This is a genomic window from Novosphingobium jiangmenense, from assembly GCF_015694345.1.
GTDB lineage: Bacteria > Pseudomonadota > Alphaproteobacteria > Sphingomonadales > Sphingomonadaceae > Novosphingobium > Novosphingobium jiangmenense.
The window spans coordinates 472,388-495,517 of record NZ_JADQDC010000002.1 but is presented as its reverse complement, the minus strand read 5'-3'; the positions used below and the strand labels follow the sequence as shown (position 1 = coordinate 495,517).

Genomic DNA, 23,130 nt, shown 5'->3' with positions numbered 1-23,130 from the left:
TTAATGCTTTCAGATACTTACTTTAGTTAGATGCGCTCAATGATGATCGCAGGAGCCATGCCGCCAGCTGCGCACATCGTGACGAGGCCATAGCGTCCGCCCGAACGTTCCAGTTCGTCAAGCGCGGTGCCGATCAGGATCGAACCGGTCGCGCCGATCGGGTGGCCAAGCGCCATCGCGCCGCCGTTGATGTTCACCTTGTCGCGGTCCAGTTCGAGATCGCGGATGAACTTTTCGGCAACGACGGCAAAGGCTTCGTTGATTTCCCAGACGTCGATGTCGTCCTTGTTCAGGCCCGCCTTGGCCAGCACCTTCTTCGCCGCCGGGACCGGCGCGTTGAGCATCAACGTCGGGTCATCGCCCTGATTGGCGTAGGCGACGATCCGCGCGCGCGGCTTCAGGCCGTGCTTTTCGGCATAGGCAGGCGAGACGATCAGCAGCGCCGCCGCGCCATCGACCACGCCCGAGGAGTTGCCGGCGTGATGCACGCCCTTCCATTCGAGTTCCGGATAGCGGCGCTGGATCTGCTTGCGGAATGTGGTTCCGCCCAAGTCGAAATCGGCGATCCCGTCAAAGCTGGCCTTGAGCGAGGACAGGCCTTCCATGGTCGTTTCGGGACGCGGGAATTCCTCGCGGTCAAGCGCGACGGTGCCGTCCGGATTGTAGACGGTGACCACCGACTTGTCGAAACGGCCTTCGCGGATGGCCCGGTCGGCACGTTCCTGGCTGACAAGGGCGAGAGCGTCGAGAGCCTGGCGATCGATCCCCTCGCGCGCGGCGATGGCGTCGCCGCAGACGCCTTGGTGCGATTGCGGGTGGATCGCATCGAGTTCCATGTTGCCCGAACCCATGCCGAGCGGACGGATGCCGGCATTGGCCTGTTCGGCGCCATGGGCAGCGGTGAAGCTCATCATTTCGGTGCCGCCTGCAATCACGCAGTCTTCCATGCCCGACATGACCGAAGCGCAGGCGAGGTTCACCGAGGTGATGCCGCCGCCGCAGAAGCGGTCGAGCGTGGTGCCGCTGGCCGAGATGTCGTAACCCGCCGCCAGTGCGGCCATGCGGCCAAGGTCGCCACCCTGCTTGCCGACCTGCGACGAGGTCGACCAGATGATGTCGTCGACCGTCGAGGTGTCGAGATTGTTGCGCTCCTTCAGCGCCTTGAGCACGGTTGCGGCGAGGTGCTGCGGGTGCAGGTGTGACAGCGCGCCCTTGCCGGGCTTGCCAATCCCGCGTGGGGTGCGGACGGCATCGATGATGTAGGCTTCGGGCATCGGGACTCTCTCCGTCAGGTGCTATTTAATCGACCGATTAACGCGTCCTGCCCGCTGGTGCAAGTGCTATCCGGAAGGCTCGACAGGAACGCTGCAACGTGCCAGCTTTGGCTCAATCCCATTCCAGAGAGGCCCCGATGCTTCATCACGAACTGCTCGAACAGGCGCGCGGCTTTTCCGGCGCGATCGTCGCCTTGCGACGGGCCATCCATGCCGAGCCGGAACTGGGCCTGCATACGCCAAAGACGCGCGACAAGGTGCGTGCGGCCTTGGCGCATCTGCCACTGACCTGGCGAGAAGGCCCATCGACCACCGGCCTCGTCGCCACGTTGAAGGGCGGCGCGGGTCCCGGACGCCGGGTGCTGCTGCGCGGCGACATGGACGCGCTGCCGATGACCGAGGAGACCGGGCTCGAATTCTCCTCGACCATTCCCGGCGCGATGCATGCCTGCGGCCACGACACGCACACGGCGATGCTGGCCGGGGCGGCAGAATTGCTCTGCGCCCGGGCGGATCAGTTGAGCGGCGAAGTGCAATTCATGTTCCAGCCCGGCGAGGAAGGCTTTCACGGCGCGCGCTTCATGCTCGACGACGGGTTGATCGATCCGCTGCCGGATGCCGCGTTCGCGCTGCACATCATGCCCAACAGCCCGCATGGCCTCGTCGCGGGGCGGGCAGGGCCGCTGCTCGCCTCGGCCGACCAGTTCGACATCGTGGTGCAGGGCCGCGGCGGCCATGCCTCGATGCCGCACGAGACCCTGGACCCGGTGCCGGTGGCCTGCGAGATCGTGACGGCGCTGCAGGCGGTGGTCACGCGCAAGTTCCCGGTCAGCGATCCGGTGGTGGCCACCGTTGCCAAGATCGAGGCCGGCACCGCGCACAACGTCATTGCCGACCGCGTTGCCATGCGCGGCACCCTGCGCACGCTTTCCGCCACCAACCGCGCCCGCATCCATGACGCGCTGCGTCAGGTGGCGACGAACATTGCCGCTGCCCACGGCATGACCGCCGAAGTGGCGATCACGCCCGGCTTCCCGGTGACGGTCTGCGATGGACGCGCGGTCGATCTGGGCGAGAAGGTCGTGCAGGAACTGACCGGCGAACGCGGATTCCATCGCCTTGATTCCCCGATCATGGGGGCAGAGGACTTCTCCTATGTGCTCGAGAAGGTCCCGGGCGCGATGTTCTTTCTTGGCGTTGCGCATGAGGGCGTCGACTGGCGCTCGTGCTGTTCGATCCATTCGACGAAGATGATGGTCGATGAATCCGTCTTGCCGCTCGGCACCGCAGTGCTCGCCGGATGTGCGGAGCGGTTCCTGGCGGAGGGATTTGCCGCTTGATCTGGTGGAATGGCGCAAGGCCCTCGCTCGAAAGACTGACACGACTGGGCAGTTCCTCGATGCCCGCCCATCTCGGCATCGAGTTTCACGATTGCGGCGACGACTGGATCACGGCGCGCATGCCTGTCGATCATCGCACGCATCAGCCGTTCGGGCGGCTCCACGGCGGAGCATCGGTTGCGCTTGCCGAAACCATCGGCTCTATGGCCGGGGCGATGGTGGTCGATCCGGAGCGGTTTGCCTGCGTCGGCATGGAGATCAACGCCAATCACTTGCGCCCGGTGCGCGAGGGCTGGGTCTATGCCACGGCGCGACCTGATGCGCTTGGCCGCACCACCCACGTCTGGTCCATTCGCATCGTCGACGAACTTGACAAACTGGTTTGTGTATCGCGATTGACACTCGCGGTTATTCCGCTGGAACGGAAGTGATCCATCTGAATTTAATGCTTTTTGGCGGAACAAAGCAGTAGGAACTGCATTTTCGGTGGCAGGTAGCCACTGACATGAACCGCAGCACTCCCGACAGCATCCCAGACTCTGGTCCGACGGATCAGGCCCACACCGTGTTCGACCCCTCCGTGGCGCGGTTTCGCGCGCAACATCCGGAAGATACCTTCGATGGTGCTTCCGGTGTCCTGTTCGAACAGGCGATGGCACAGACCCGCATGGCGATCTGCCTGTGCGATCCGCACGCGGCGGACATGCCGATCGTCTTTGCCAACCGCGCTTTCCGCCATCTGACCGGATACGAAGAGCATGAGATCGTCGGCCGCAATTGTCGCTTCCTGCAGGGACCGCACAGCGATCGCTCCTCGCTCGGACGGATCCGCAACGCGCTCGCCCGCGAGGACGTGACGGTCGTTGAACTGCTGAACTATCGCAAGGACGGGACGGCGTTCTGGAACGCGCTGCACCTTGGGCCCGTCTACGATGCCGAGGGCAAGCTCGTCTATTTCTTCGGCAGCCAGTGGGACGTCTCGGACGTTCGCGCGGCGCGGGCCGACGAACTCCACGCGCGCGAGCTGGCGCGCGAACTGTCGCACCGCATGAAGAACATGTTCGCGGTGATCGGCAGCATCGTCAATTTCACCGGGCGCGTGCGCGGGATCGAAACCGAGGCGCGCGAGATCAATGATCGCATTCAGGCGCTGGGGCGGGCTTACGAGACGACGCTGGACGATTCGCACCGCGGTACGGTCGAAGTCGGTCAGGCGATCCGCGCGGTCCTGGCGCCCTACGATCCCGACGGCACGCGCATCCGCTTCGAAGGCAACGGCCTCAGGTCGGACTTCGCCTCGGTCTCGGTGCTGGGACTGTCGCTTCACGAACTTGCGGTGAATGCGATCCGCCACGGCGCGCTGAGCCGTGACGACGGGCGTGTCACTGTTGCCTGGCGGCGCAACGGGACGTCGGAAAGTCCGGCGATCCGCATTGATTGGGTGGAACATGGACATGGCGTGGGTGACACGTCCCACGCAGCCGAACGCGGCTCCGGCGCGGTCGACGGGATCGTTGACCGGATGCTCGACATGGCAAGGGGAGGAATAGTGCGAGAGTGGAACAGCGAAGGGCTGCGGGCGCGGCTCAACATCCCCTTGCGGGACGCAGGCGAATGAGCGGAATGCACCGGGCCAGTTCGGAACCTTGCCGCGTCCTCGTGCTCGACGACGAGCCGCTGATCCTGCTCGACTTGGAGTTTGCGGTGGAGGATGCGGGGTGCAAGCCTCTGACGGCGCTGGATCTGGTCGAAGCGTTGGCTATCGTGCGGAACAATGCGATTTCGGCAGCGATCCTCGATGTCTCGCTGGGGCAGGGGCAGACCTGTGAACAGGTAGCGCGCACCTTGGCGGCAATGGGTGTGCCCTATGTCCTGCACACCGGCGATCTCGATCGCATGGACGAGGCCGTTCGCGAGTTGGGCGGCACGCTGGTGCCCAAGCCCACGCCTGCCGCAGTCGTGGTCGCGCGGGCACTCGAGCCACTTGCCGCGCGCCAATAGCGGAATGAAACGTCACGCCGCGGTGCTTGCACCGGAAGCCGAAGCTGCGCATGGCGATGGGCAGACAAGGACGGTGAGATGAGCATCCAGCAAGAGTCCCGCGTAATCGCGATGGCAGGCATTCACAACTTCCGTGATTACGGCGGCTATGCCGCGCGTGGCGGTCGGCTGCGCGCCGGCAGGTTGTGGCGTTCCGGCCAGCACAGCGAGGCAACGCCCGAGGATCTCGACAAGGTCCATGCTCTGCGCATCGCCACGGTGATCGATCTGCGCGGGGACAGCGAACGTGCCGGGAACCGCTGCCTGCGTCACCCCGAATTTGACGGCGAGGTGCTGTTCCACCCCGGCGAGACCGCCAGCGCGGCAGGCCGCGCGGTGCACGAGGAAATGGTGCGCGATGTCCGCACTGCCGACGATGCGCGGCAGGCCATGCTCAATCTCTACGAGACATTGCCGTTCCGGCCGGTGCTCGTGGGCACCTATCGGCTGTACATGCAGGCACTGGCCGAGCGCGAGAGCCCGAGCCTGCTGCATTGCCTGGCGGGCAAGGACCGCACCGGCGTTGCCGCTGCGCTGGTCCACCACCTGCTTGGCGTGCATCAGGACGACATCGTCGCCGATTACCTGCTGACCAACACCGCCGGCAATGCCGAGGCGCGGATCGAGGCCGGGGCGCGGCATGTGCGCGAGGGGTTCGGCATCAGCATGGATGATGCTGCGGTGCGCGTGCTGATGGGTGTGGAGGCGCCGTTCCTCGAGCGCGCGTTTGCCACTGTCCGCGAACGGCACGGCAGCGTCGAAGCCTATGCCCGCGATGTGCTCGGGGTGACGCCGCAGGTGCTGGCGGCGATGGAAGCGAACCTCGTCGAATAAAGAAAATCTGTCGGATAGCTGCGGAAAAAGCGGGGGGCGCGGACTCGCTTTTGGCCCGCGCGCTGCTTATCTCGCTGGCGACTGGAGGACTTTTCCCATGGCGACCACGCACAAGACCCGCATGCTCATCATCGGTTCCGGCCCGGCCGGGCTTTCCGCCGCGATCTATGGCGCGCGCGCGGGGATGCAGCCGATCGTGGTGCAGGGGCTGCAGCCCGGCGGCCAGCTGACGATCACCACCGACGTCGAGAACTATCCCGGCTTCCGTGACGTGATCCAGGGGCCGTGGCTGATGCAGGAAATGCAGGCCCAGGCCGAGCATGTCGGCACGCGCATGATGTGGGACACGATTCTCGATGTCAGCCTCGATGGCAGCCCGTTCCGCGCCGTGGGCGACAGCGGCGACGTCTACGAAGGCGATGTGCTGGTTATTGCCACGGGCGCGCAGGCCAAGTGGCTCGGCGTGCCGGGCGAGCAGGAGTTTTCGGGCAAGGGCGTCTCGGCCTGCGCCACCTGCGATGGTTTCTTCTATCGCGGCAAGAAGGTCGTGGTGATCGGCGGCGGCAACACCGCAGTCGAGGAAGCGCTCTACCTCACCAACCATTCACCCGATGTGACGCTGATCCATCGCCGCGACAGCTTGCGCGCCGAGAAGATCCTGCAGGACCGCCTCTTCGCGCACCCGAACGTCAAGGTGCTGTGGAACGCCAAGGTCGACAGCTTCGTCGGCGAGGCGGGCAAGGGCCTTACCGGCGTAAAGGTAGTCGACACCGTGACCGGCGCGGAGAGTGTGGTCGAGACTGACGGGGCCTTCGTGGCTATTGGTCACGCGCCGGCGACCGAGCTGTTCAAGGGCAAGCTGGAACTGGACGAGAGCGGCTACATCGTCGTCGAGCCTGGCACGCCCAAGACTGCCATCCCCGGCGTTTTCGCCTGTGGCGACGTGATGGACCACACCTATCGCCAAGCGGTGACGGCGGCGGGCACCGGCTGCATGGCCGCGCTCGATTCAGAACGCTTCCTTGCCGAACTGGACTTCAAGGCCGCTCAGGCGGTTACGGCCTGAGCACCTCGATCAGCCGCGCGTGGAGCCATTCGCGCGCGGCTTCGTCTGAAAAGCTGTGCGAGGCGCTGTCGATGCGCTGAATGCGCGGGTCCGTCGCGTCCCAGACTTCGCTGAACATCTGCGCGGTACGGTCTCGGCTGGCGAGCAGGATTGTCGCTGTGCCACTGAAGCGAGCGAGACCGGACTTCATTTCCTCGACCATGCCGACGGGGGCAGGGGCTGAGGACGCGGCACTTCGCAGGCCCTTGGCAAGCTTTGCCAGGTTCACGCCGCCGGTCAGCAGGCGCCACACCTCGCGCGGGTTGGCGAGCTTGGTCAGGTAGCGGCTGCGAATTGCGGATGCAGGCATCGCATCTGGCGCTTCCTCGCCGTCGATGGTCCACGGATTTGCGAGGACCAGCGCATCGACGGTGAGCGCGGGCGTGTTGAGCATCAGTGCCGCTGCCGCATCACAGTTGCCGAATGCGACAATGCGCGAGACGTGCGGAGCTGCCGCCCGGAAGGCGGTGAGGGCGGCGGCAATGTCCGGGCCCGAGTGCCGGAACGAGAGGTTCTCGCCCTCGCTGTCACCCACGCCGCGCCGGTCGTAACGGAACACCGGGTAACCCTCTGCCGCAAGTCTCGCGGCCTGTTGCGCCTGCCCGCTCCATGCGCCGGCGCGCAGCTCGTTGCCGCCCGAAACGATCAGCAGGCCGGTCGAATGGCTCGCCGCCTCGCGATCAAGCGTGCCGACCAGCGTGGCGCCTTCGCACGGAAAGGTGAGGTGGCGGCGGGTCATGCGTCGATCCCGGACAGGATCAGGCGGGCAAGTGCGGCGGACTGTTCGGGCGCCGCCGCCGGTTCTGCCCGCAGCCACAGCCCGCCGCCACCAAGCTGGCTCTGTGCGATAAGGTGATGACCTTCGACCTGCGGCAGGGCGTTCTCGAGGCCAGCGACCAGCGACGCGCCGCAGTGCCATCCGGCAAGTTCCAGCCCTTCGTTGCGACCTTGTTCCAGCAGTGCCGCACTGTCTTCCTGAATCCCCGCTTCCCGTGAGGCAATGACGCGGGCGCGGATCATCTGCCGCAGGATCGTCGCGCCCTTGGCCGGTTCGAGCGCCCAGCCTGGCAGCGCGTTCGGGAAGACAAGCGCACCGCCGCGCACGGCCAGTACTTCGGTAGCGGAGAAGTGCTGCGCGGCCAGTTGCATTGCGCTGCGCCAGCCATGCAGGCTTTGCGCTTCAAAGCGTTGCAAGCTTTCGTTGCAACCGGGCAGGTCGGGCAGGAACGTGTCGACGCCGGCGTCGTCCAGCATCCGCATGGCATCGACCAGCATCCGCCGCATGCGGTTGGCTTCGTCGAACAGCGCAGGGACGATCAGCAGACGACGCGAGCGACCGCGATCATAGGCCAGCGCGTACTCCTCGCTCTGGCCTCCGGGGCCGGGGCAAGGCCATTGCGCAATCACGCCGTGACTTTGGCTTCCAGAAACGACCGCAGATTGCCGAACGTCTCGAGCAGTTCGCCGTCGACTTCATCATCTTCGATCACTATGTCGAGCCGGTCCTCGATCTCGGTAAGCAGCCCTGCCACCGCCATCGAATCGAGTTCGGGCAGTTCGCCGAACAGGCCGGTCGAGGCATCGAAAGCGGCCACGCGCTCGGCCGAGAGGCCAAGAACGTCCTTGAGGATCGCGCGCAGGGTGCTGTCGGTGTCGCTCATCAGTGTTCCGGCTGCCGTTGACTGTTCATCGCGCCCTTAACCATGGCGGTTCTTGGAAACAAGGGGTTGCAGCGTGCGGGCCGCCAGCGCCCGGAGCAGCGAGGGCCAGTGCCGGACCGCTCTCTTGCGCCATGCGCGCAGCCGCCAGCGAGTGCGAACCTCTTCCATCCAGTCACGCTTGTAGGGATCGTCGCCCGTGCCGAAATCGATCAGCGAGACCCCGTCGCGGTCGATCACGTGCTCGAACATCGCGGCGCTGAGCAGGGTTCCGGGCGATTGCTTACGAAAGCGCTCGTCATGCGCGAGTTTGTGGATGAAGGCCGTGCCGCCTTCGACGGTCCAGAATTGCGCGGCGACGGGCTGGTCCGCGACTTCGGCGATGCCGAGGCGCAAACGGCCGGCACCGCTTTCCATCTGCGCCCAAGCACGCAGGAACTCGGGCGATCCCTCACCGGGCTTCCAGCTCAACTTGTAGATCGCCTCGTAAGCATCCCAATCGGCTTGGGAAAATTCCGTGACGAGCCGCACGTTTACCTCGCCCTTGCGGCTTTTGCGGCGGAAGGTTTCGCGCAGCGCGCCGGGACGGTCGGCCCAGTATTCGGCGAAGCTCCGTCCGTTCACGGGAAGGATGTGGTTGCTGTCGCAAGGCTCGGCAATGACGATCCAGCCTGCCCTGCGGAACGCCTCTGCCAACCCGGTGGCGTCCTCCTCCGGCAGAGGAGCGAACATCGCGCGGGCGTGAGGCAGACTTCTCGCAATCTCTGAAAGGTGATTCTGATCCCCAAGAAATCGCACGTAAAAATTGTACCAGTTGGCAAGCGCGACGATCTGTCCGCCATCATCCAGCCACGGCAACGCGGCAATGCCATGGTCGTCCGCAGCCACGGTGACATGCGCCTTCGTCTCGTCGAGGCAATGCTCGGCCAGCAGCGCGAGCCAGTCCAGACGCTCGAACGGAGACGCGCCTTGCACCGCGACAAGGCGCGGGTCGGCTTGCGCTTCCTTAAGACTGGCGTGATAGACGTCCAACGCTTGTGCCATTCCCTATCGAGACCCGAGTGCCAGAAACGCCCGATCCTACTGTGTATCCGCTCGATCACCTTGCCTTGCGGGGGGAGCGAAATGCCCCTGCGCTGGTGCTCAAGGACCGCACGCTTAGCCACGAAGCGTTAAATGCGCGTGTAGGAAGCCTTGCGAAGTGGTTGAAATCGCGCGTGGGCGAGCAGGGCGCGCGGGTGGCAACCTGGCTGCCCAAGACCGAACTGGCCTGCCTGATGCCGCTGGCGGCGGTGCGGGCGGGGCTGGTTCATGTGCCGATCAATCCGTTGCTCAAGCGCGCGCAGGTCGCGCATATCCTTGCCGACAGCGGATCTTCGCTGCTGATTTCCAACAAGGGACGGCTGGATACGCTGGAGGTTGGTGACGCGGCCTGTCCGGTGATCGAGGAAGCTGCGGTCTGGGCGGAAGTCGAGGCAGGCGGTGGCGAATTGCCGCCGTCGGACGCCGCGCCTGACAGTCTGGCCGCGATCCTCTACACCAGCGGCTCCACCGGGCGGCCGAAGGGTGTGATGCTCAGCCAGGCCAACCTCTGGCTCGGCGCAGTCAGCGTCGCGCATTACCTGAAGGTCGCGCCGGACGATGCCGTCCTGGCAGTGCTGCCTCTGGCCTTTGATTATGGCCAGAACCAGTTGCTTTCGACGTGGTACGCGGGCGGCACTGTGGTTCCGCTGGATTACCTGACCCCGCGTGATGTGGTGAAGGCGGTGGCGAAGCATGGCGTTACAACCATCGCCGCCGTGCCGCCATTGTGGCTGCAACTGACTGAACTCGAATGGCCGACTGAGACCGCTCAGTGCTTGCGCCGCCTGACCAACAGTGGCGGTGCCTTGACGGTACCGCTGGTCCAGGCGCTGCGTACGAAGTTCCCCGCGGCCGAACTTTACGCCATGTACGGGCTGACCGAGGCGTTCCGTTCAACCTACCTCGATCCCTCGCTGGTGGACCAGCATCCGACGTCGATGGGTACGGCCATACCTTTTGCTGAAGTCATGGTCGTCAATGACTTGGGACTGGAAGCTCAGGCACAGCAGGAAGGCGAGCTGGTTCACGCCGGACCGCTCGTCGCGCAAGGTTACTGGCAGGATGCGGAGCGTACAGCCGAGCGGTTCAAGCCGGCCCCGGCCTTCTCGAAGCTTGGCGGAATGGCTGTGTGGTCTGGCGACCGGGTCAAGCGGGATGCGGAAGGGTTGCTCCACTTCGTCGGTCGGCGTGACGCGATGATCAAGACGAGCGGCAATCGTGTCAGTCCGCAGGAAGTGGAAGAGGCGGCAGTGGCGACGGGAATCGTGGCAGAAGCTGTGGCGCTTGGATTGCCCGATCCGCAACTGGGGCAGGCGATCCATCTGGTGGCGCGGGCGGTATCCGGCGCGGACCGCAGCGAACTTATCCCCGCGCTTACCCGTTCCCTGCCCAATTTCATGGTGCCGCGCCATGTTCACTGGCGCGAAGCCATGCCGGTCAGCCCGAATGGCAAGTTGGACCGTGTTGCGCTTGCCGCCGAACTGGCCGAGGAGTCGCAGCCATGAAGCCGCTCGGTCCTATTCCTCACGGTTTTAAAGCCATCGATGGCGTTCTGGCGATTGCCGGACGCAAGGTGACGGAGCTTGTTGCCGAAGCAGGCAGCACCCCGCTGTTCGTCTATTCGCGCGATCTGCTGACGGCGCGGGGGGCTGCTTTGCGTGCGGCAATGCCACATCGGCTTTCGATTCATTATGCCGTAAAAGCAAATCCCTACGGGCCTTTGCTCAAGCACATGCTCGGGCTCGTGGATGGGTTCGACATCGCGTCCGGTGGCGAACTGGCAATTGTTCGCGAGGCTGGCATCGATCCGGCGCGGGTCAGCTTTGCCGGACCGGGCAAGCGGGATGCGGAACTGGAAGCGGCCATTGCTGCTGGCGTCACGCTGAACCTCGAATCCGAGGGCGAAGCTGGCCGCGCGCTGGCCATAGCCGAGCGTCTCGGCGTTCGTCCAAAGCTGGCGATCCGCGTCAATCCGGACTTCGACCTCAAGGGTTCGGGCATGAAGATGGGGGGCGGAGCCAAGCCCTTTGGCATCGACGCCGAGCGCGTACCTGCGCTGGCGCGCAAGCTGATTGCGGCCGGGGCGGACTGGCAGGGGTTTCATATCTTCGCCGGAAGTCAGGCCTTGTCTGCCGGGGCGATCATCGAGACGCAGAGCCAGACGCTGGCACTGGCAGCACGCCTTGCCGAGGAGTCCGGCGCGCCTTTGCCGAAGTGCAATCTTGGTGGCGGCTTGGGCATTCCCTATTTTCCGGGTGACGAGCCGGTCGACATTACCGCAGTCGGCGCTGCCTTGGCCGAGCGCTTCGCCGATCTGCCCGAGGTCCTGCACGAGACCGCATTCTGCATCGAACTTGGGCGCTATCTCGTTGGAGAAGCAGGCGTTTATCTGGCGACCGTGGTCGATCGCAAGGAGAGCCATGGCGAGGTCTATCTCGTCACTGATGGCGGCTTGCACCATCAGCTCGCAGCCTCCGGCAACTTCGGGACGGTCGTCCGTCGCAACTATCCGAGCGCTATCGCCACGCGTTTTGCGGCGCCCGTCGAGGAAGAGGCCAGCATCGTCGGTTGCCTGTGCACGCCGCTGGACCGGCTGGCCGACAAGGGCGGCTTCCCGCGTGCTGACGTCGGCGATATCGTCGCGATTTTCTGTGCCGGGGCCTATGGCGCAAGCGCCAGCCCGGCGATGTTCCTGGGCCAGGGCCCGGCAGCGGAAATGCTTGTCTGACAACAGCATAGGTTCCCGCCGTTAACCGATGATGCCACGCCAGTCCCGTTACGGGACGGCGGCGAATGGGCGCTTGGCGTCACGCCTTCAAGCAATCAAGGCTAACGCAATCTTCACCCTTTTTGGCGATAGCCAGCGGTGAATTGCGGCCCTGCGCGCGCTGTCGGTGGACAGGGCTAGCCGGGAGCCACCGCAGCAAGAAGGACTGTCCATGCCGTTCAATTCGCGCCTTACCCGTATGCTTGCCGGCACGGCCATGCTGAGCCTTGCCCTGTCGGGCTGCGGCGGCGTGGGCGGCGGGGCGCAATTGCCGCCGGCTTCTTTCGTAGCCCTGCAGGAAGGGCCGGGCGAGGAATACGTGATCGGCCCGCTCGACGAGCTGACGATCTTCGTCTGGCGCAATCCGGAACTTGGCGCGAGCGTGCAGGTGCGTCCTGACGGGCGCATCACCACGCCGCTGATCACGGACATGCCGGCCGTGGGCAAGACACCGTCGATGCTGGCCGAGGATATCAAGCTCCAGCTGTCGCAGTACATCCAGGAGCCGATCGTCTCGGTCATCGTCAACAAGTTTGCCGGTACCTTCAGCCAGCAAGTGCGCATCGTCGGCGCCACCGAGAAGCCGGCCTCGATTCCGTTCCGCGCGAACATGACGCTGCTTGATGCGATGATCGCGGTGGGCGGGCTTTCGGAATACGCGGCGGGCAACAAGGCGCGGCTGGTGCGGTTCGACAAGCAGTCGGGCAACCAGAAGGAATATGCGGTGCGCATCGGCGATCTGCTGCGCAAGGGCGATACCAAGGCCAACGTGCTGCTGATGCCCGGCGACGTGATCATCATCCCCGAGAGCACGTTCTGAGCGCGCGCCGATGACCAGCATCTACGAAGAAGTGCGCATCGCGCTCCACGGCATCTGGCATCGGCGCTGGATCGCGCTGGGCATTGCCTGGGCGGTCTGCCTGCTCGGCTGGCTGGTCGTGGCGATGGTGCCCAACAGCTACGAATCCAAGGCGCGCATCTTCGTCCAGATCGACGACGTGCTGGCCGACCAGATCGGCATCGGCGGCGATCGCAAGCGCGATATCGAGCGGGTGCGCCAGACGCTGACCAGCGCGGTCAATCTCGAGAAGGTCGTCCGCGCCACGCGTCTGGGCGACAAGGTGACCAGCGACAAGCAGATGCAGGCGGCGGTCGAGAGCCTCGGCAAGCAGGTGACCGTGGTCAGCCAGCAGGACAACCTGTTCGAGATCACCGGCACCGCTGGTGGCGGCGGTCGCAACGACGCGGAGAATGCCAAGCTGGCGCAGGATGTCGTGCAGAAGATGATCGACATCTTCCGCGAGGAAAACCTTGCCGGCGGTCGCGGCGAGATGACCGATACGCTGGCCTTCATGGACCAGCAGCTTGCCGACCGTAAGAAGGCGCTGGAAGAAGCCGAGCTGAAGCGGACCGAGTTCGAATCCAAGAACGCAGGGTTCATCCCGGGTGCCGGTTCGCTCACCACCCGGCTCGAAGCCGCGCGCAACCAGATGCGCGATGTCGAATCCAACCTGCTGGCGGCGCAGAGTGCGCTGGCCTCGATCAACGGCCAGCTTTCGGGCACGCCGCAGACCATCGCCATTCCCGGCGTTTCGGGCGGGGCCAAGGGCGCGCTGGCGCAGGCGCAGGCAGACCTTGCCTCGATGCGCGCGCGCGGGCTGACCGATGGCCACCCCGACGTGATCTCGGCCAAGGCGCAGATCGCCAACCTGCAGAAGGCGGCGGCGGGCGAGGGCGGCGGCGGCGGCGCGCCGAACCCCGCCTACAGCTCGCTCGTCTCGATCAAGGCCGATCGCGAGGCCAGCCTCGTTTCGCTGCAATCGCGTCGCGCCTCGCTCCAGGCCGAAATCTCGCAATTGACGGCGCAGCAGTACAGCGAGCCGACCGTGGCTGCCGAAGCCGCGCGTATCAACCGCGATTACGACGTACTCAAGGAGCAGTACGACAAGCTCCTGCGTGACCGCGAACAGCTGCGCCTGCGCGGCCAGGTCGAGACCGAGCGCGATGCGGTGAAGTTCGAGGTGATCGACCCGCCGACGATGCCGCGCGGACCCGCTGCGCCTGACCGTCCGCTGCTGCTGTTCCTCGTGCTGATCGTCGGCATCGGCGCAGGCTGCGGCGGGGCCTTTGCCATCGGCCAGCTCAAGTCGGCCTACTCGACGACGGGGCAGCTTGAACGCGCGACCGGCTTGCCGGTGCTGGGCGCCATCTCTGAAGCCATAACCCGCACCACCCGCGCCGAACGGGCCAAGCGCCTGAAGTATTGGGCGGGCGGCGTGGCGGGCCTTTTCGTCGTGCTCTTCGTCCTGCTCGGCGTCGAGATGCTCAAGCGCGGCATGGTGGCCTGAGGAGATATGCGATGACCGAACAGAGCAAGATCCCTCTTCCTGCCAGCGGACCTTCGCTGATCGAGCGCGCCTCGGGCACGTTCGACTTCCGCACCCTGACGCGCCCCGTCGTGCCGGACCTGCCGCCTGCGCCGATGCCCAAGGTCACGGCTGCGCCTGCGCCCGTCATGGCGCCCGAACCGGTTGCCAAGGCTGCACCACCGGTCCGCCAGTTCACCGGCGAGCGCCATCCTATCGACCGCTCCCACTTGCGCGAACAGTGCCTGATCGAACCCGAGAGCGGCGTGACCGGCCTGCTCGAGGAATTCCGCATCGTGAAGCGCCAGCTGCTGCGCACGGCGGCTGACGAGCGTGTCAAACATGGCGAGCGGATCCTCGTCGCATCGGCACATCCGGGCGAGGGCAAGACGTTCTGCGCGGTCAACCTCGCGCTGTCGATGGCGGCGGAGAAGGACACCGAAGTCCTGCTGGTCGACGCCGATTTCGCCAAGCCCTCGGTCCTCTCGACGCTGGGCCTGCCCGGTGGCAAGGGCCTGATGGACGCTCTGGCCGATCCTGCCATCGCGGTGGAAGACTGCATCCTCGGCACCGATATCGCCGGGCTCTATGTCCTGCCCGCAGGCAATGCCACCGGCTCCGACACCGAATACCTCGCGTCCGCGCGTACCGAAGAAGTGCTCGCCCGGCTGACCGCCGATGCGCCCAACCGCGTGGTGATCTTCGATTCGCCACCTGTCCTTGCCGCATCGCCTGCCAGCGTGCTTGCCAATCATGTCGGCCAGACCGTGATGGTCGTGCGCGCCGACATGACCGGCGAGGCTGCGCTGCGTGACGCCGTGGGCCTGCTCTCCGCCTGCGAGGACATCAAGCTCCTGCTCAACGGCACCCGGTTTTCTACTACCGGCCGCCGCTTCGGCACCTATTACGGATACAAGGAATGACCCGGACGAGGCATTCTCTGCGCCTGATGGCAGCTACCGGGGCGATGCTCCTGGCAGGACCGCTTCATGCGCAGTCGCTCGATTACGAGAACGTCGATGGCGATGTGCCCTCGGACAAGGCCGATGCCCCGCGCGAGGGACGCGGCCTGACCTCGCGCGGTGCAGGCGGCGGTCCGCGCACGACGATCCGCCCCTATATCGAAGCCACCCAGAACGTCCTGTGGGAGCTTTCCCCCGGCGACGAAGTGCTGACCTACAGCACGATCGCGGCAGGGGTAGACATGAACCTTGACGGCCGCCGCACCCAAGGCGCGGTGTCGGTTCGCTACGAACGCCGCATCTCGCAGTCGAACCGCGTGCCTGATGGCGATACGCTTTCGGGCCTCGCCCGCGTCAAGCAGGACCTGATTCCCCGTACGCTTTCGGTCGAAGCCGGCGCGCTGGCCGCCCGCACCCGTGTGGAAGGCAGCGGCGCGTCGACGCTCAACCCGCTCGCGGCCAATGATGCGGTGAGCCAGGTCTATTCGATCTATGCGGGGCCTGCCGTCTCGACCCATGTCGGAGACGTGGCGCTCGCCGGGTCCTACATGCTGGGTTACACCAAGGTGCAGCAGAAGGACGCAGTCCAGCTGGCCCCGGGGCAGGCGCTGACCGACATCTTTGACGATTCGGTCTCGCAATCGGCGCAAGTCTCGGCAGGCATCGCGCCGGGAACGGTGCTTCCCGTGGGCATCACCGCCAGCGGTTCGTACTTTCAGGAAGACGTGACCAACCTCGACCAGCGCGTGCGCGACATGCGCGCCGGGGTACAGGTGACCTATCCGGTGACCATGGAACTCGCGCTTGTCGGGGCCGTGGGCTATGAGGATGTCGAGGTTTCTGCCCGCGACGCCGTGCGCGATGCCAATGGTGTGCCGATCCTCGGCAGCAATGGCCGCTACGTCACCGACAAGTCGCAACCCCGCAAGCTGGCCTACGATACCGAAGGCTTCACCTGGGATGCCGGCGTAATGTGGCGCCCGAGCCGTCGCACCGCGCTCTCGGCCTTTGTCGGCCGTCGCTATGACAGCACGACCTACTACGGAAGCTTCTCCTACAACCCGAACGCGCGCAGCTCGTTGACCGTTGCGGTCTACGACAACGTCTCCGGCTTCGGCGGTCAGGTGAACCGGGCGCTGCGCGATCTGCCGACCGACTTTCAGGTCAACCGCGATCCGTTCAACGGCCAGATCAGCGGCTGCGCGATCGGTTCGGAGTCCGGGGGCTGCGTCAACAATGCGCTGTCCTCGGTGGCCAGCTCGGTGTTCCGGGCACGCGGCGTCAACGCCACCTATGCGCACCGCATCGGCCGGATGCAGGCCGGGATCGGCGCAGGCTACATCCGCCGCAAGTACATTGCCCGCGAGGACTCCGTCCTTGGTGCGGCGAACGGCGTGGTGGACGAAAGCTTCTATGTCGACGCCGGGCTCAACGGTCCGATCGACCGCCGCTCCAGCTTCGCCGTATCGGCCTATGCCGCGTGGTTCCAGTCAGGCGCATCCAGCCTTGGCGACGTGACCACGGTGGGCGCCAACGCTGCCTACTTCCGCAACCTGACGGACCGTCTCGTGGCAACCGCAGCGGTCGGTTTGGACAGTGTTAACCGTAAAGTGATTGAAGACGAAGTAATCGCATCGGGCCTTGTCGGCCTGCGCTATTCCTTCTGATGCCCGGAGACGGCTTCGATGTACGATGAATTCTATGGTCTTTCGGGTCGCCCGTTTCAGCTGACGCCCGATCCGCACTTCTATTTCGAGAGCGGAACGCACCGCAAGGCCTTGTCCTACCTCGGTTATGGCCTTGCACAGGGCGAGGGATTCATCGTCATCACCGGCGAGGTTGGCGCGGGCAAGTCCACGCTCGCAGCGCACCTGATGGCAACGGTCGACCGGCAGCGACTCACCGCCGCGCAGATCGTGACGTCCGCGCTTGATGGCGAGGAGCTGATCCACGTTGCCGCGCGTGCTTTCGGTCTGGAAGTCGCCGGACACGACAAGGCGACGGCACTCGCCCAGATCGAGGCCTTCCTGCATCACGAGGCACGCGAAGGCCGTCGCTGCCTGCTGGTGGTGGACGAATCGCAGAACCTTTCAGTCGAGGCACTGGAAGAGCTGCGGATGCTTTCCAACTTCCAGCTGGGCGCGCATCCGCTGCTGCAGATCCTGCTGCTCGGCCAGCCCGAGTTCCGCACGCTGATCCAGACTTCGCCCGACCTCGAGCAACTGCGCCAGCGCGTGATCGCCTCGCATCACCTCGATGCAATGGAGCCTGCCGAGGTTGGCGCCTATGTCGAACACCGCCTTGCGCTGGTTGGCTGGCAGGGCAGGCCGCAGTTCGATGCGCGGGTCTATGCCGATCTCGCCAAGGCCAGCGGCGGCGTGCCGCGCCGCATCAACCAGATCGTCAACCGCCTGCTGCTGATGGGCGCGGTGGAGCAGCGCGATCACATCGATGCGGCCATGCTGCAGGCCGTGCTGGCGGATCTTGCTGGCGATGGCGCATTCGGCAAGCCGCAGGTTTCGGTCACGCCCGCTCCTGCAGCCGAGGTGCCGAAAATCGAACTGCCGGTTGCTCCTGCGCCTATCGCGCCTGCGTCGGTCGCCCCCGCGTTTGACGAAAGCATATGGCGTGCGGCTCTGGCCGAGCGCGACGAGCAGATTGCCGAACTGCAGCAGGCGATCATCGAACTGGCCGACATGCGCGCCGCGCCGGTCGCTTCGGTGCCGGACTTCGATCTGGCTGCGCAGCTTGAGGAAGCCAACCGCCGCATCGCCGCTCTCGAAGCGCGTCCCGGTGATGAAGGCGTGCTCGCTGCGCTGGCCGAAACGCAGCGCACCATTGCCGCGCTCGAATCCCGCACCAGCGAGCAGGAGCAGGCGATCCGCCACACCCTGACCATGCTGATCGAGTGGATCGAAGCCGAAGACTTCCACCGCGCCGCTGCTTGAGCGACGCCACAAGGGGTAAAGCAATGCCGTCCGGGGTGCTGAACGGCCGGGTGTTGAACGGACTCTCGGTCGACGTCGAGGACTGGTTCCAGGTCGGCGCGTTCGAAACCGTGATCGACCGCGCCGACTGGGACGGGCTCGATTGCCGGGTCGAACGCAATTGCCAGCAGATTCTCGCACTGTTCGAGGAAGCGGATGTGAAGGGCACCTTCTTCACGCTTGGCTGGATTGCCGAACGCTATCCCGCGATGATGCGCCGAATTGCCGCAGCAGGCCACGAGATCGCCAGCCATGGCTGGGACCACGCGCGTGTATTTACCTTGGGCCGTGAAGCCTTTGCCGCTGACATCGAAAGCGCGCGCAAGATGCTGGAGGACGTGACCGGCCAACGCGTCATCGGCTATCGCGCCCCGAGTTTCTCCATCGATGCGCGCACGCCGTGGGCGCACGAGGTGCTGGCCGAGCAGGGCTATGTCTATTCCTCCTCGGTCGCGCCGATCGTGCATGACCACTATGGCTGGCGCGAGGCTCCGCGCTTTGCCTTCCGTCCGGTTGAGGGCGCGGAACTGATCGAGATTCCGGTCACCACTGCCGAGGTCGCCGGGCGTCGCATGGCGGCGGGGGGTGGCGGGTTCTTCCGGCTGCTGCCTTATGCCGTGTCGCGCTGGGCGATCCGGCAGGTCAACGAACGCGATGACCGTCCGGCGGCGTTCTACTTCCACCCGTGGGAAATTGACCCCGATCAGCCGCGTCCGCCAGCCGCGCCGCTCAAGTCGAAGCTGCGCCATTACACCAATCTCGATGTCATGGCGGCAAAGCTGGCCCGGCTGGTGCGCGAATTCCGCTGGGGCCGAATGGACGAAGTCGCTGCCATCGAGGCGGCGCGAACCCCACTGAGCCGCGCGGCATGAACGCGCCGTTCTTTCCTTCCAGCGCTGTGGCGCGCCGGGCTGATCCCGGTGACCATGCGGCGGTTGCCCGGTTCCTGTCCGATCATCCGGATACGACCGCGTTCCAACGGCTGGAATGGCTCGACGCAGTAGAGCGCTCAACCGGCCACCGCTCGCACATCCTGCTTTCGGAACAGGACGGTGCGATCCGCGCTGTCTTGCCATTGCACGAAGTTCACTCCCCGCTGTTCGGCCGCGCGCTGGTTTCGACCGGCTTTGGCGTTGGCGGCGGCGTCGTGGGCGAGGGGGATGCTGCGCTGTTCGTGGCCGCGCAGGAACTGGCGGTGCGCCTCAACTGCCCGACGCTCGAACTTCGTGGTGGCCCCTTGCCGGAGGGGGAGGGCTGGCATGTCAAGACCGGCAGCCACGCCGGTTTCGTCATCGCCCTGGCTGCCGACGACGAAGCGCAACTCCTGGCCATCCCGCGCAAACAGCGCGCCGAAGTGCGGCGGGGGCTTGGGCATGGCATGGAGGTGCGGGTTGGCAGCAGCGCCGAAGACAGCGCCATGCACTACGCTGTCTACGCCGAATCCGTGCGCAAACTCGGCACGCCGGTGTTCCCGAAGCGCCTGTTTGATATGGTGCTGGATAGCTTCGGCGGCCAAGCCGATATCCTGACCGTGCTCCACGAGGGTCAGCCTCTCGCATCGGTGCTGAGCCTCTACCACCGCGGCGCGGTCATGCCCTACTGGGGCGGCGGCACCTTCGCGGCGCGGACCATGCGCGCCAATGACGTCATGTACTACGCGCTGATGAACCACGCTCGAGCGCGGGGATGCGACCGGTTCGATTTCGGCCGCTCGAAGGTCAATACCGGCGCCTATCACTTCAAGCGCAACTGGGGCTTCACGCCGGAGCCGCTGGCCTATGCGACGTGGACGGCCAATGGGCAGGCCCCGCGCGACGTCAATCCGCTCAGCCCGCGCTACAAGGCCAAGATCGCATTGTGGCAGAAGCTGCCGCTCGGTCTCGCCAACCGCCTCGGCCCGCTCATCGCGCAAGGGCTGGCATGAGCGAAGTCCTGTTCCTCGCCCACCGCATCCCGTTCCCGCCCGATCGCGGCGACAAGATTCGTTCGTGTCATGTGCTGCGCCATATCGCGGGTCTGGCGCCAGTCCACGTCGCCTGCTTCGCCGATGACGAGGGCGACATGGGGCACGAGCCCGATCTTGCCGCTGTTGCCGCCTCCTATTGCCTCGTCCGCCGCTCGCGCACGCTGAAAGTCGCCGGGCTGGACGCGCTCGCCTCGGGCAAGCCGGTCAGCCTGACCGCTTTCGCCGACAAGCGCATCTCGGCCTTTGTGGCAAGGCTTCTCGCCACCCGGCCGATCTCGGCGATCTACGTCTTCTCCGGCCAGATGGCGCAGTATGTTCCGGCCAGCTTTGCGGGCCGTGTCTTGATGGACTTCGTCGACGTGGATTCGGCCAAGTTCGAAGCATACGCGCAGCAGGCACGCTTTCCGCTTGGGCTGCTCTACACCCGCGAAGCCCGGCTACTGTCCCGCTTCGAAAGCGAGACGGCCCGTCGCGCCAGCGCCAGCCTGCTGGTCACGCCCGAGGAAGCCACGCTGTTCCGCCAGCGGCTCGCTCCCGGCCCCGACCCCGTCATCCTCGCGCTCGGCAATGGCATCGACACCGAATTCTTCGACCCTGAGGGCATGCCGCCCGCGCCGGAACTCGCGGGTGAGGGGCCGCACCTGACCTTCACCGGGCAGATGGACTACCCACCCAACGTTGCCGCGGTGGAGATGTTCGCCCGCGAAGTCATGCCGCAGATCCGCGCTGTCTTCCCGCAAGCCCGCTTCAATGTCGTCGGCCGCGCCCCGACGCTCGCCGTGCGCTCGCTCGAAGGCGTTCACGGCACCCTCGTCACCGGCGCAGTGATCGATGTGCGTCCTTGGCTCTCCGGAGCCGACCTCGTCGTCGCGCCGCTGACTATCGCGCGCGGTGTGCAGAACAAGGTGCTCGAAGCCATGGCCATGGCCCGCCCGGTCCTCGCCACGCCCGAAGCCGCCACCGGCATCCCCGCGCGTGACGGGCAGGAACTGGTCGTCGCCAATGGCACTGAAGCCCTCGCGAAGGCGGCGCTCAGTCTGCTCCACGACAAGGTGCGCGCCGCCACCATCGGCCAGTCCGCCCGCGCTTTCGTCGTAGAGAAGTGCGGTTGGGCAGGGGTGCTTGCCCCGCTGGCCGACCTGCTAGGCCTGTCCGGCCTCAAGGGCTCGCGTGTCGCGGCCTGACGTCGCCCTGAAAGCTCCGCTCGCGCGTGGCTGGGCGAGCCTGCCTGCGACCTGGAAGCGTGCCTTGTCGATGCTCGCGCTCGCCTGGGCCGGAAACATCGCGCTCTTCGCATCCGACTGGCAGGCGATGTTCCTGCAATGGTGGGACAGCTCGACCTACAACCACGTCCTGCTGATCCCCTTCATCCTCGGCTGGCTGATCTCGCTCCGCTGGAAGGAAGTGGAGAAGCTGGTGCCGCAAGGCTGGTGGCCAGGACTGGTCCTGTTTGCAGGCGCAGGCTTCCTCTGGCTCCTCGGTGATTTCGCAGGCCTCTCGCTCGCCACCCAGCTCGGCGTCGTGCTTATGGCGCAGGCGAGCGTATTGACCCTGCTCGGCCCGCGCGTCTCGGCAGCCTTGCTCTTTCCGCTCGCCTACATGCTGTTCCTGGTGCCCGCTGGCGACGAACTGATCCCGGCGCTGCAGACAATCACCGCGCGCATCACCATGGCGCTGCTCGATCTTGCCAATGTCCCCGCCCACATCGAAGGCGTGTTCATCACCACGCCGGGCGGTTACTTCGAGGTCGCCGAGGCCTGCTCTGGCGTGAAATTCCTGATCGCGATGATCGCCTATGGCGCCCTTGTCGCCAATGTCTGCTTCGCCTCGTGGAGCCGCCGCGCTGCCTTCATGGCGCTGAGCGTGGCCATGCCGATCCTCGCCAACGGTGTGCGCGCTTGGGGCACGATCTTCATCGCCGAGCATCGCGGCATCGCGTTCGCCGCCGGGTTCGACCACATCTTCTACGGCTGGATCTTCTTCGCCGTCGTCATGGCACTGGTCATGGCGCTGGCCTGGCGCTTTTTCGATCGCGGCATCGACGATCGCATGGTCGATGCCGAAGCGATCGCCGGGAATCCGTTGCTTGCCGGGCTTGCCGCACTGTCGATCCGCCCCGCTGGCGCTCTCGTCGGCATGGCGGCGCTTGCTCTGGTCTTCACCGGCTGGGGTGCGTGGGCCAACCGCATGGAAGCGCAGGTCCCCGCCCGGATCGATTTCCCGCAGATCCCCGGCTGGAGACAGATCGACTATGCGCCACAGGCCGCATGGAAGCCGCTCCACACCGGCGCCTCGCACGTGCTGCTCGGCCGTTTCCGTGATCGCTCCGGGCATGTCGTCGACGTATCCTTCGCACTCTACGCCACCCAAGGCGACGGCCATGAGGCTGGCGGCTTCGGGCAGGGCGCGATTCCCTTGGACAGCGGTTGGGCGTGGGAGCGCTCGTCCCCGCCGGTGGCAGGCGGACAGGCCGAACGCATCCAGACCGCAGGCCCGGTCCATCGCCTGGCGGAGACATTCTATCGCTCAGGCAATCTCTTCACCGGAAGCAACAGCCACCTGAAACTGCAGAATATTCTCGATCGCCTGCTGCTGCGGGAGCAGACGACGGCAGCGCTCATCCTGTCCTCGGAAGATGGCATTCCCGGCCAGCCCGCTGCCGATCAATCCCTGCGCGCCTTCATCGACGCCACTGGTCCGCTCGATGCGTGGATGGACCGCGTGGCGTCCGGTCGCTAGGCTGCGTTC

Annotated in this window: 22 protein-coding genes; 17 read left to right on the top strand and 5 right to left on the bottom strand. The window is 65.6% G+C overall.

Annotation, left to right across the window (positions count from 1 at the left end):
* Window positions 1–26: 26 nt before the first annotated feature.
* A complete protein-coding gene (locus I2488_RS04940) occupies window positions 27–1,274 on the bottom strand; it encodes an acetyl-CoA C-acetyltransferase (RefSeq protein WP_196274683.1) in 1,248 nt (415 codons plus the stop codon).
* Window positions 1,275–1,411: 137 nt separating this feature from the next.
* Between I2488_RS04940 and I2488_RS04935 the strand changes: the two genes are divergently transcribed.
* From I2488_RS04935 to trxB, 6 genes are all read left to right on the top strand, one after another.
* A complete protein-coding gene (locus tag I2488_RS04935; protein ID WP_196274682.1) occupies window positions 1,412–2,614 on the top strand; it encodes a M20 metallopeptidase family protein in 1,203 nt (400 codons plus the stop codon).
* Entirely contained in the window at window positions 2,611–3,045 is a 435-nt protein-coding gene (locus I2488_RS04930; RefSeq protein ID WP_214652190.1) for a hotdog fold thioesterase, read from the top strand. Before I2488_RS04935 ends, I2488_RS04930 begins: the two co-directional genes overlap by 4 nt.
* Window positions 3,046–3,119: 74 nt before the next feature.
* Window positions 3,120–4,232: a PAS domain-containing protein gene (locus I2488_RS04925; protein WP_196274680.1), complete on the top strand. Its 1,113-nt coding sequence runs from the start codon at window positions 3,120–3,122 to the stop codon at window positions 4,230–4,232.
* Complete coding sequence (locus I2488_RS04920; RefSeq protein WP_246465479.1) at window positions 4,229–4,615, top strand: response regulator; 387 nt, start codon at window positions 4,229–4,231, stop codon at window positions 4,613–4,615. The genes I2488_RS04925 and I2488_RS04920 overlap by 4 nt, the downstream gene beginning before the upstream one ends.
* Window positions 4,616–4,693: 78 nt before the next feature.
* Window positions 4,694–5,488: a tyrosine-protein phosphatase gene (locus tag I2488_RS04915; RefSeq protein WP_196274679.1), complete on the top strand. Its 795-nt coding sequence runs from the start codon at window positions 4,694–4,696 to the stop codon at window positions 5,486–5,488.
* A 97-nt stretch (window positions 5,489–5,585) separates the two neighbouring features.
* Window positions 5,586–6,554, top strand: coding sequence for a thioredoxin-disulfide reductase (gene trxB / locus I2488_RS04910; protein WP_196274678.1), 969 nt, complete (start codon window positions 5,586–5,588; stop codon window positions 6,552–6,554).
* Here the strand turns inward: trxB and I2488_RS04905 are convergent.
* The 4 genes from I2488_RS04905 to I2488_RS04890 are packed head-to-tail and all read right to left on the bottom strand — an operon-like array spanning window position 6,544 to window position 9,295.
* Entirely contained in the window at window positions 6,544–7,332 is a 789-nt protein-coding gene (locus tag I2488_RS04905) for a hydrolase 1, exosortase A system-associated (RefSeq protein ID WP_196274677.1), read from the bottom strand. The two genes, trxB and I2488_RS04905, sit on opposite strands and share 11 nt — an antisense overlap.
* Window positions 7,329–8,000, bottom strand: a complete 672-nt coding sequence (locus I2488_RS04900) for an alpha/beta hydrolase family protein (RefSeq protein WP_196274676.1) — start codon at window positions 7,998–8,000, stop codon at window positions 7,329–7,331. The genes I2488_RS04905 and I2488_RS04900 overlap by 4 nt, the downstream gene beginning before the upstream one ends.
* Window positions 7,997–8,254, bottom strand: coding sequence for an acyl carrier protein (locus tag I2488_RS04895; RefSeq protein WP_039331417.1), 258 nt, complete (start codon window positions 8,252–8,254; stop codon window positions 7,997–7,999). The genes I2488_RS04900 and I2488_RS04895 overlap by 4 nt, the downstream gene beginning before the upstream one ends.
* A gap of 36 nt (window positions 8,255–8,290) precedes the next feature.
* Window positions 8,291–9,295, bottom strand: a complete 1,005-nt coding sequence (locus I2488_RS04890; RefSeq protein WP_196274675.1) for a GNAT family N-acetyltransferase — start codon at window positions 9,293–9,295, stop codon at window positions 8,291–8,293.
* 17 nt (window positions 9,296–9,312) lie between these two features.
* Here I2488_RS04890 and I2488_RS04885 point away from each other — a divergent pair, with 17 nt between their 5' ends.
* The 11 genes from I2488_RS04885 to xrtA all read left to right on the top strand — a co-directional run bounded on the left by I2488_RS04885 (window position 9,313) and on the right by xrtA (window position 23,121).
* The gene (locus I2488_RS04885) at window positions 9,313–10,839 is read left to right on the top strand and encodes an acyl-CoA ligase (AMP-forming), exosortase A system-associated (RefSeq protein ID WP_196274674.1); all 1,527 of its coding nucleotides are present in this window, start codon (window positions 9,313–9,315) and stop codon (window positions 10,837–10,839) included.
* A complete protein-coding gene (locus I2488_RS04880) occupies window positions 10,836–12,062 on the top strand; it encodes a pyridoxal-dependent decarboxylase, exosortase A system-associated (RefSeq protein WP_196274673.1) in 1,227 nt (408 codons plus the stop codon). The genes I2488_RS04885 and I2488_RS04880 overlap by 4 nt, the downstream gene beginning before the upstream one ends.
* Window positions 12,063–12,273: 211 nt before the next feature.
* Window positions 12,274–12,921, top strand: a complete 648-nt coding sequence (locus I2488_RS04875; RefSeq protein ID WP_196274672.1) for an XrtA/PEP-CTERM system exopolysaccharide export protein — start codon at window positions 12,274–12,276, stop codon at window positions 12,919–12,921.
* Between the two features lie 10 nt (window positions 12,922–12,931).
* The gene (locus I2488_RS04870; protein WP_196274671.1) at window positions 12,932–14,449 is read left to right on the top strand and encodes an XrtA system polysaccharide chain length determinant; all 1,518 of its coding nucleotides are present in this window, start codon (window positions 12,932–12,934) and stop codon (window positions 14,447–14,449) included.
* Window positions 14,450–14,460: 11 nt separating this feature from the next.
* A complete protein-coding gene (locus I2488_RS04865) occupies window positions 14,461–15,390 on the top strand; it encodes an AAA family ATPase (RefSeq protein ID WP_196274670.1) in 930 nt (309 codons plus the stop codon).
* Window positions 15,387–17,096 carry a preprotein translocase subunit YajC gene (locus I2488_RS04860; RefSeq protein ID WP_246465478.1) on the top strand — a complete coding sequence of 570 codons (1,710 nt, stop codon included), beginning with the start codon at window positions 15,387–15,389 and terminating at the stop codon, window positions 17,094–17,096. Before I2488_RS04865 ends, I2488_RS04860 begins: the two co-directional genes overlap by 4 nt.
* Before the next feature lie 18 nt (window positions 17,097–17,114).
* Entirely contained in the window at window positions 17,115–18,377 is a 1,263-nt protein-coding gene (locus I2488_RS04855) for an XrtA/PEP-CTERM system-associated ATPase (protein ID WP_196274669.1), read from the top strand.
* Window positions 18,378–18,400: 23 nt separating this feature from the next.
* Complete coding sequence (locus I2488_RS04850) at window positions 18,401–19,288, top strand: XrtA system polysaccharide deacetylase (protein WP_196274668.1); 888 nt, start codon at window positions 18,401–18,403, stop codon at window positions 19,286–19,288.
* Window positions 19,285–20,340 carry a FemAB family XrtA/PEP-CTERM system-associated protein gene (locus I2488_RS04845; RefSeq protein WP_196274667.1) on the top strand — a complete coding sequence of 352 codons (1,056 nt, stop codon included), beginning with the start codon at window positions 19,285–19,287 and terminating at the stop codon, window positions 20,338–20,340. Before I2488_RS04850 ends, I2488_RS04845 begins: the two co-directional genes overlap by 4 nt.
* Entirely contained in the window at window positions 20,337–21,566 is a 1,230-nt protein-coding gene (locus I2488_RS04840) for a TIGR03087 family PEP-CTERM/XrtA system glycosyltransferase (protein ID WP_196274666.1), read from the top strand. Before I2488_RS04845 ends, I2488_RS04840 begins: the two co-directional genes overlap by 4 nt.
* Complete coding sequence (gene xrtA / locus I2488_RS04835; RefSeq protein WP_343070982.1) at window positions 21,553–23,121, top strand: exosortase A; 1,569 nt, start codon at window positions 21,553–21,555, stop codon at window positions 23,119–23,121. Before I2488_RS04840 ends, xrtA begins: the two co-directional genes overlap by 14 nt.
* Window positions 23,122–23,130 lie beyond the last annotated feature (9 nt).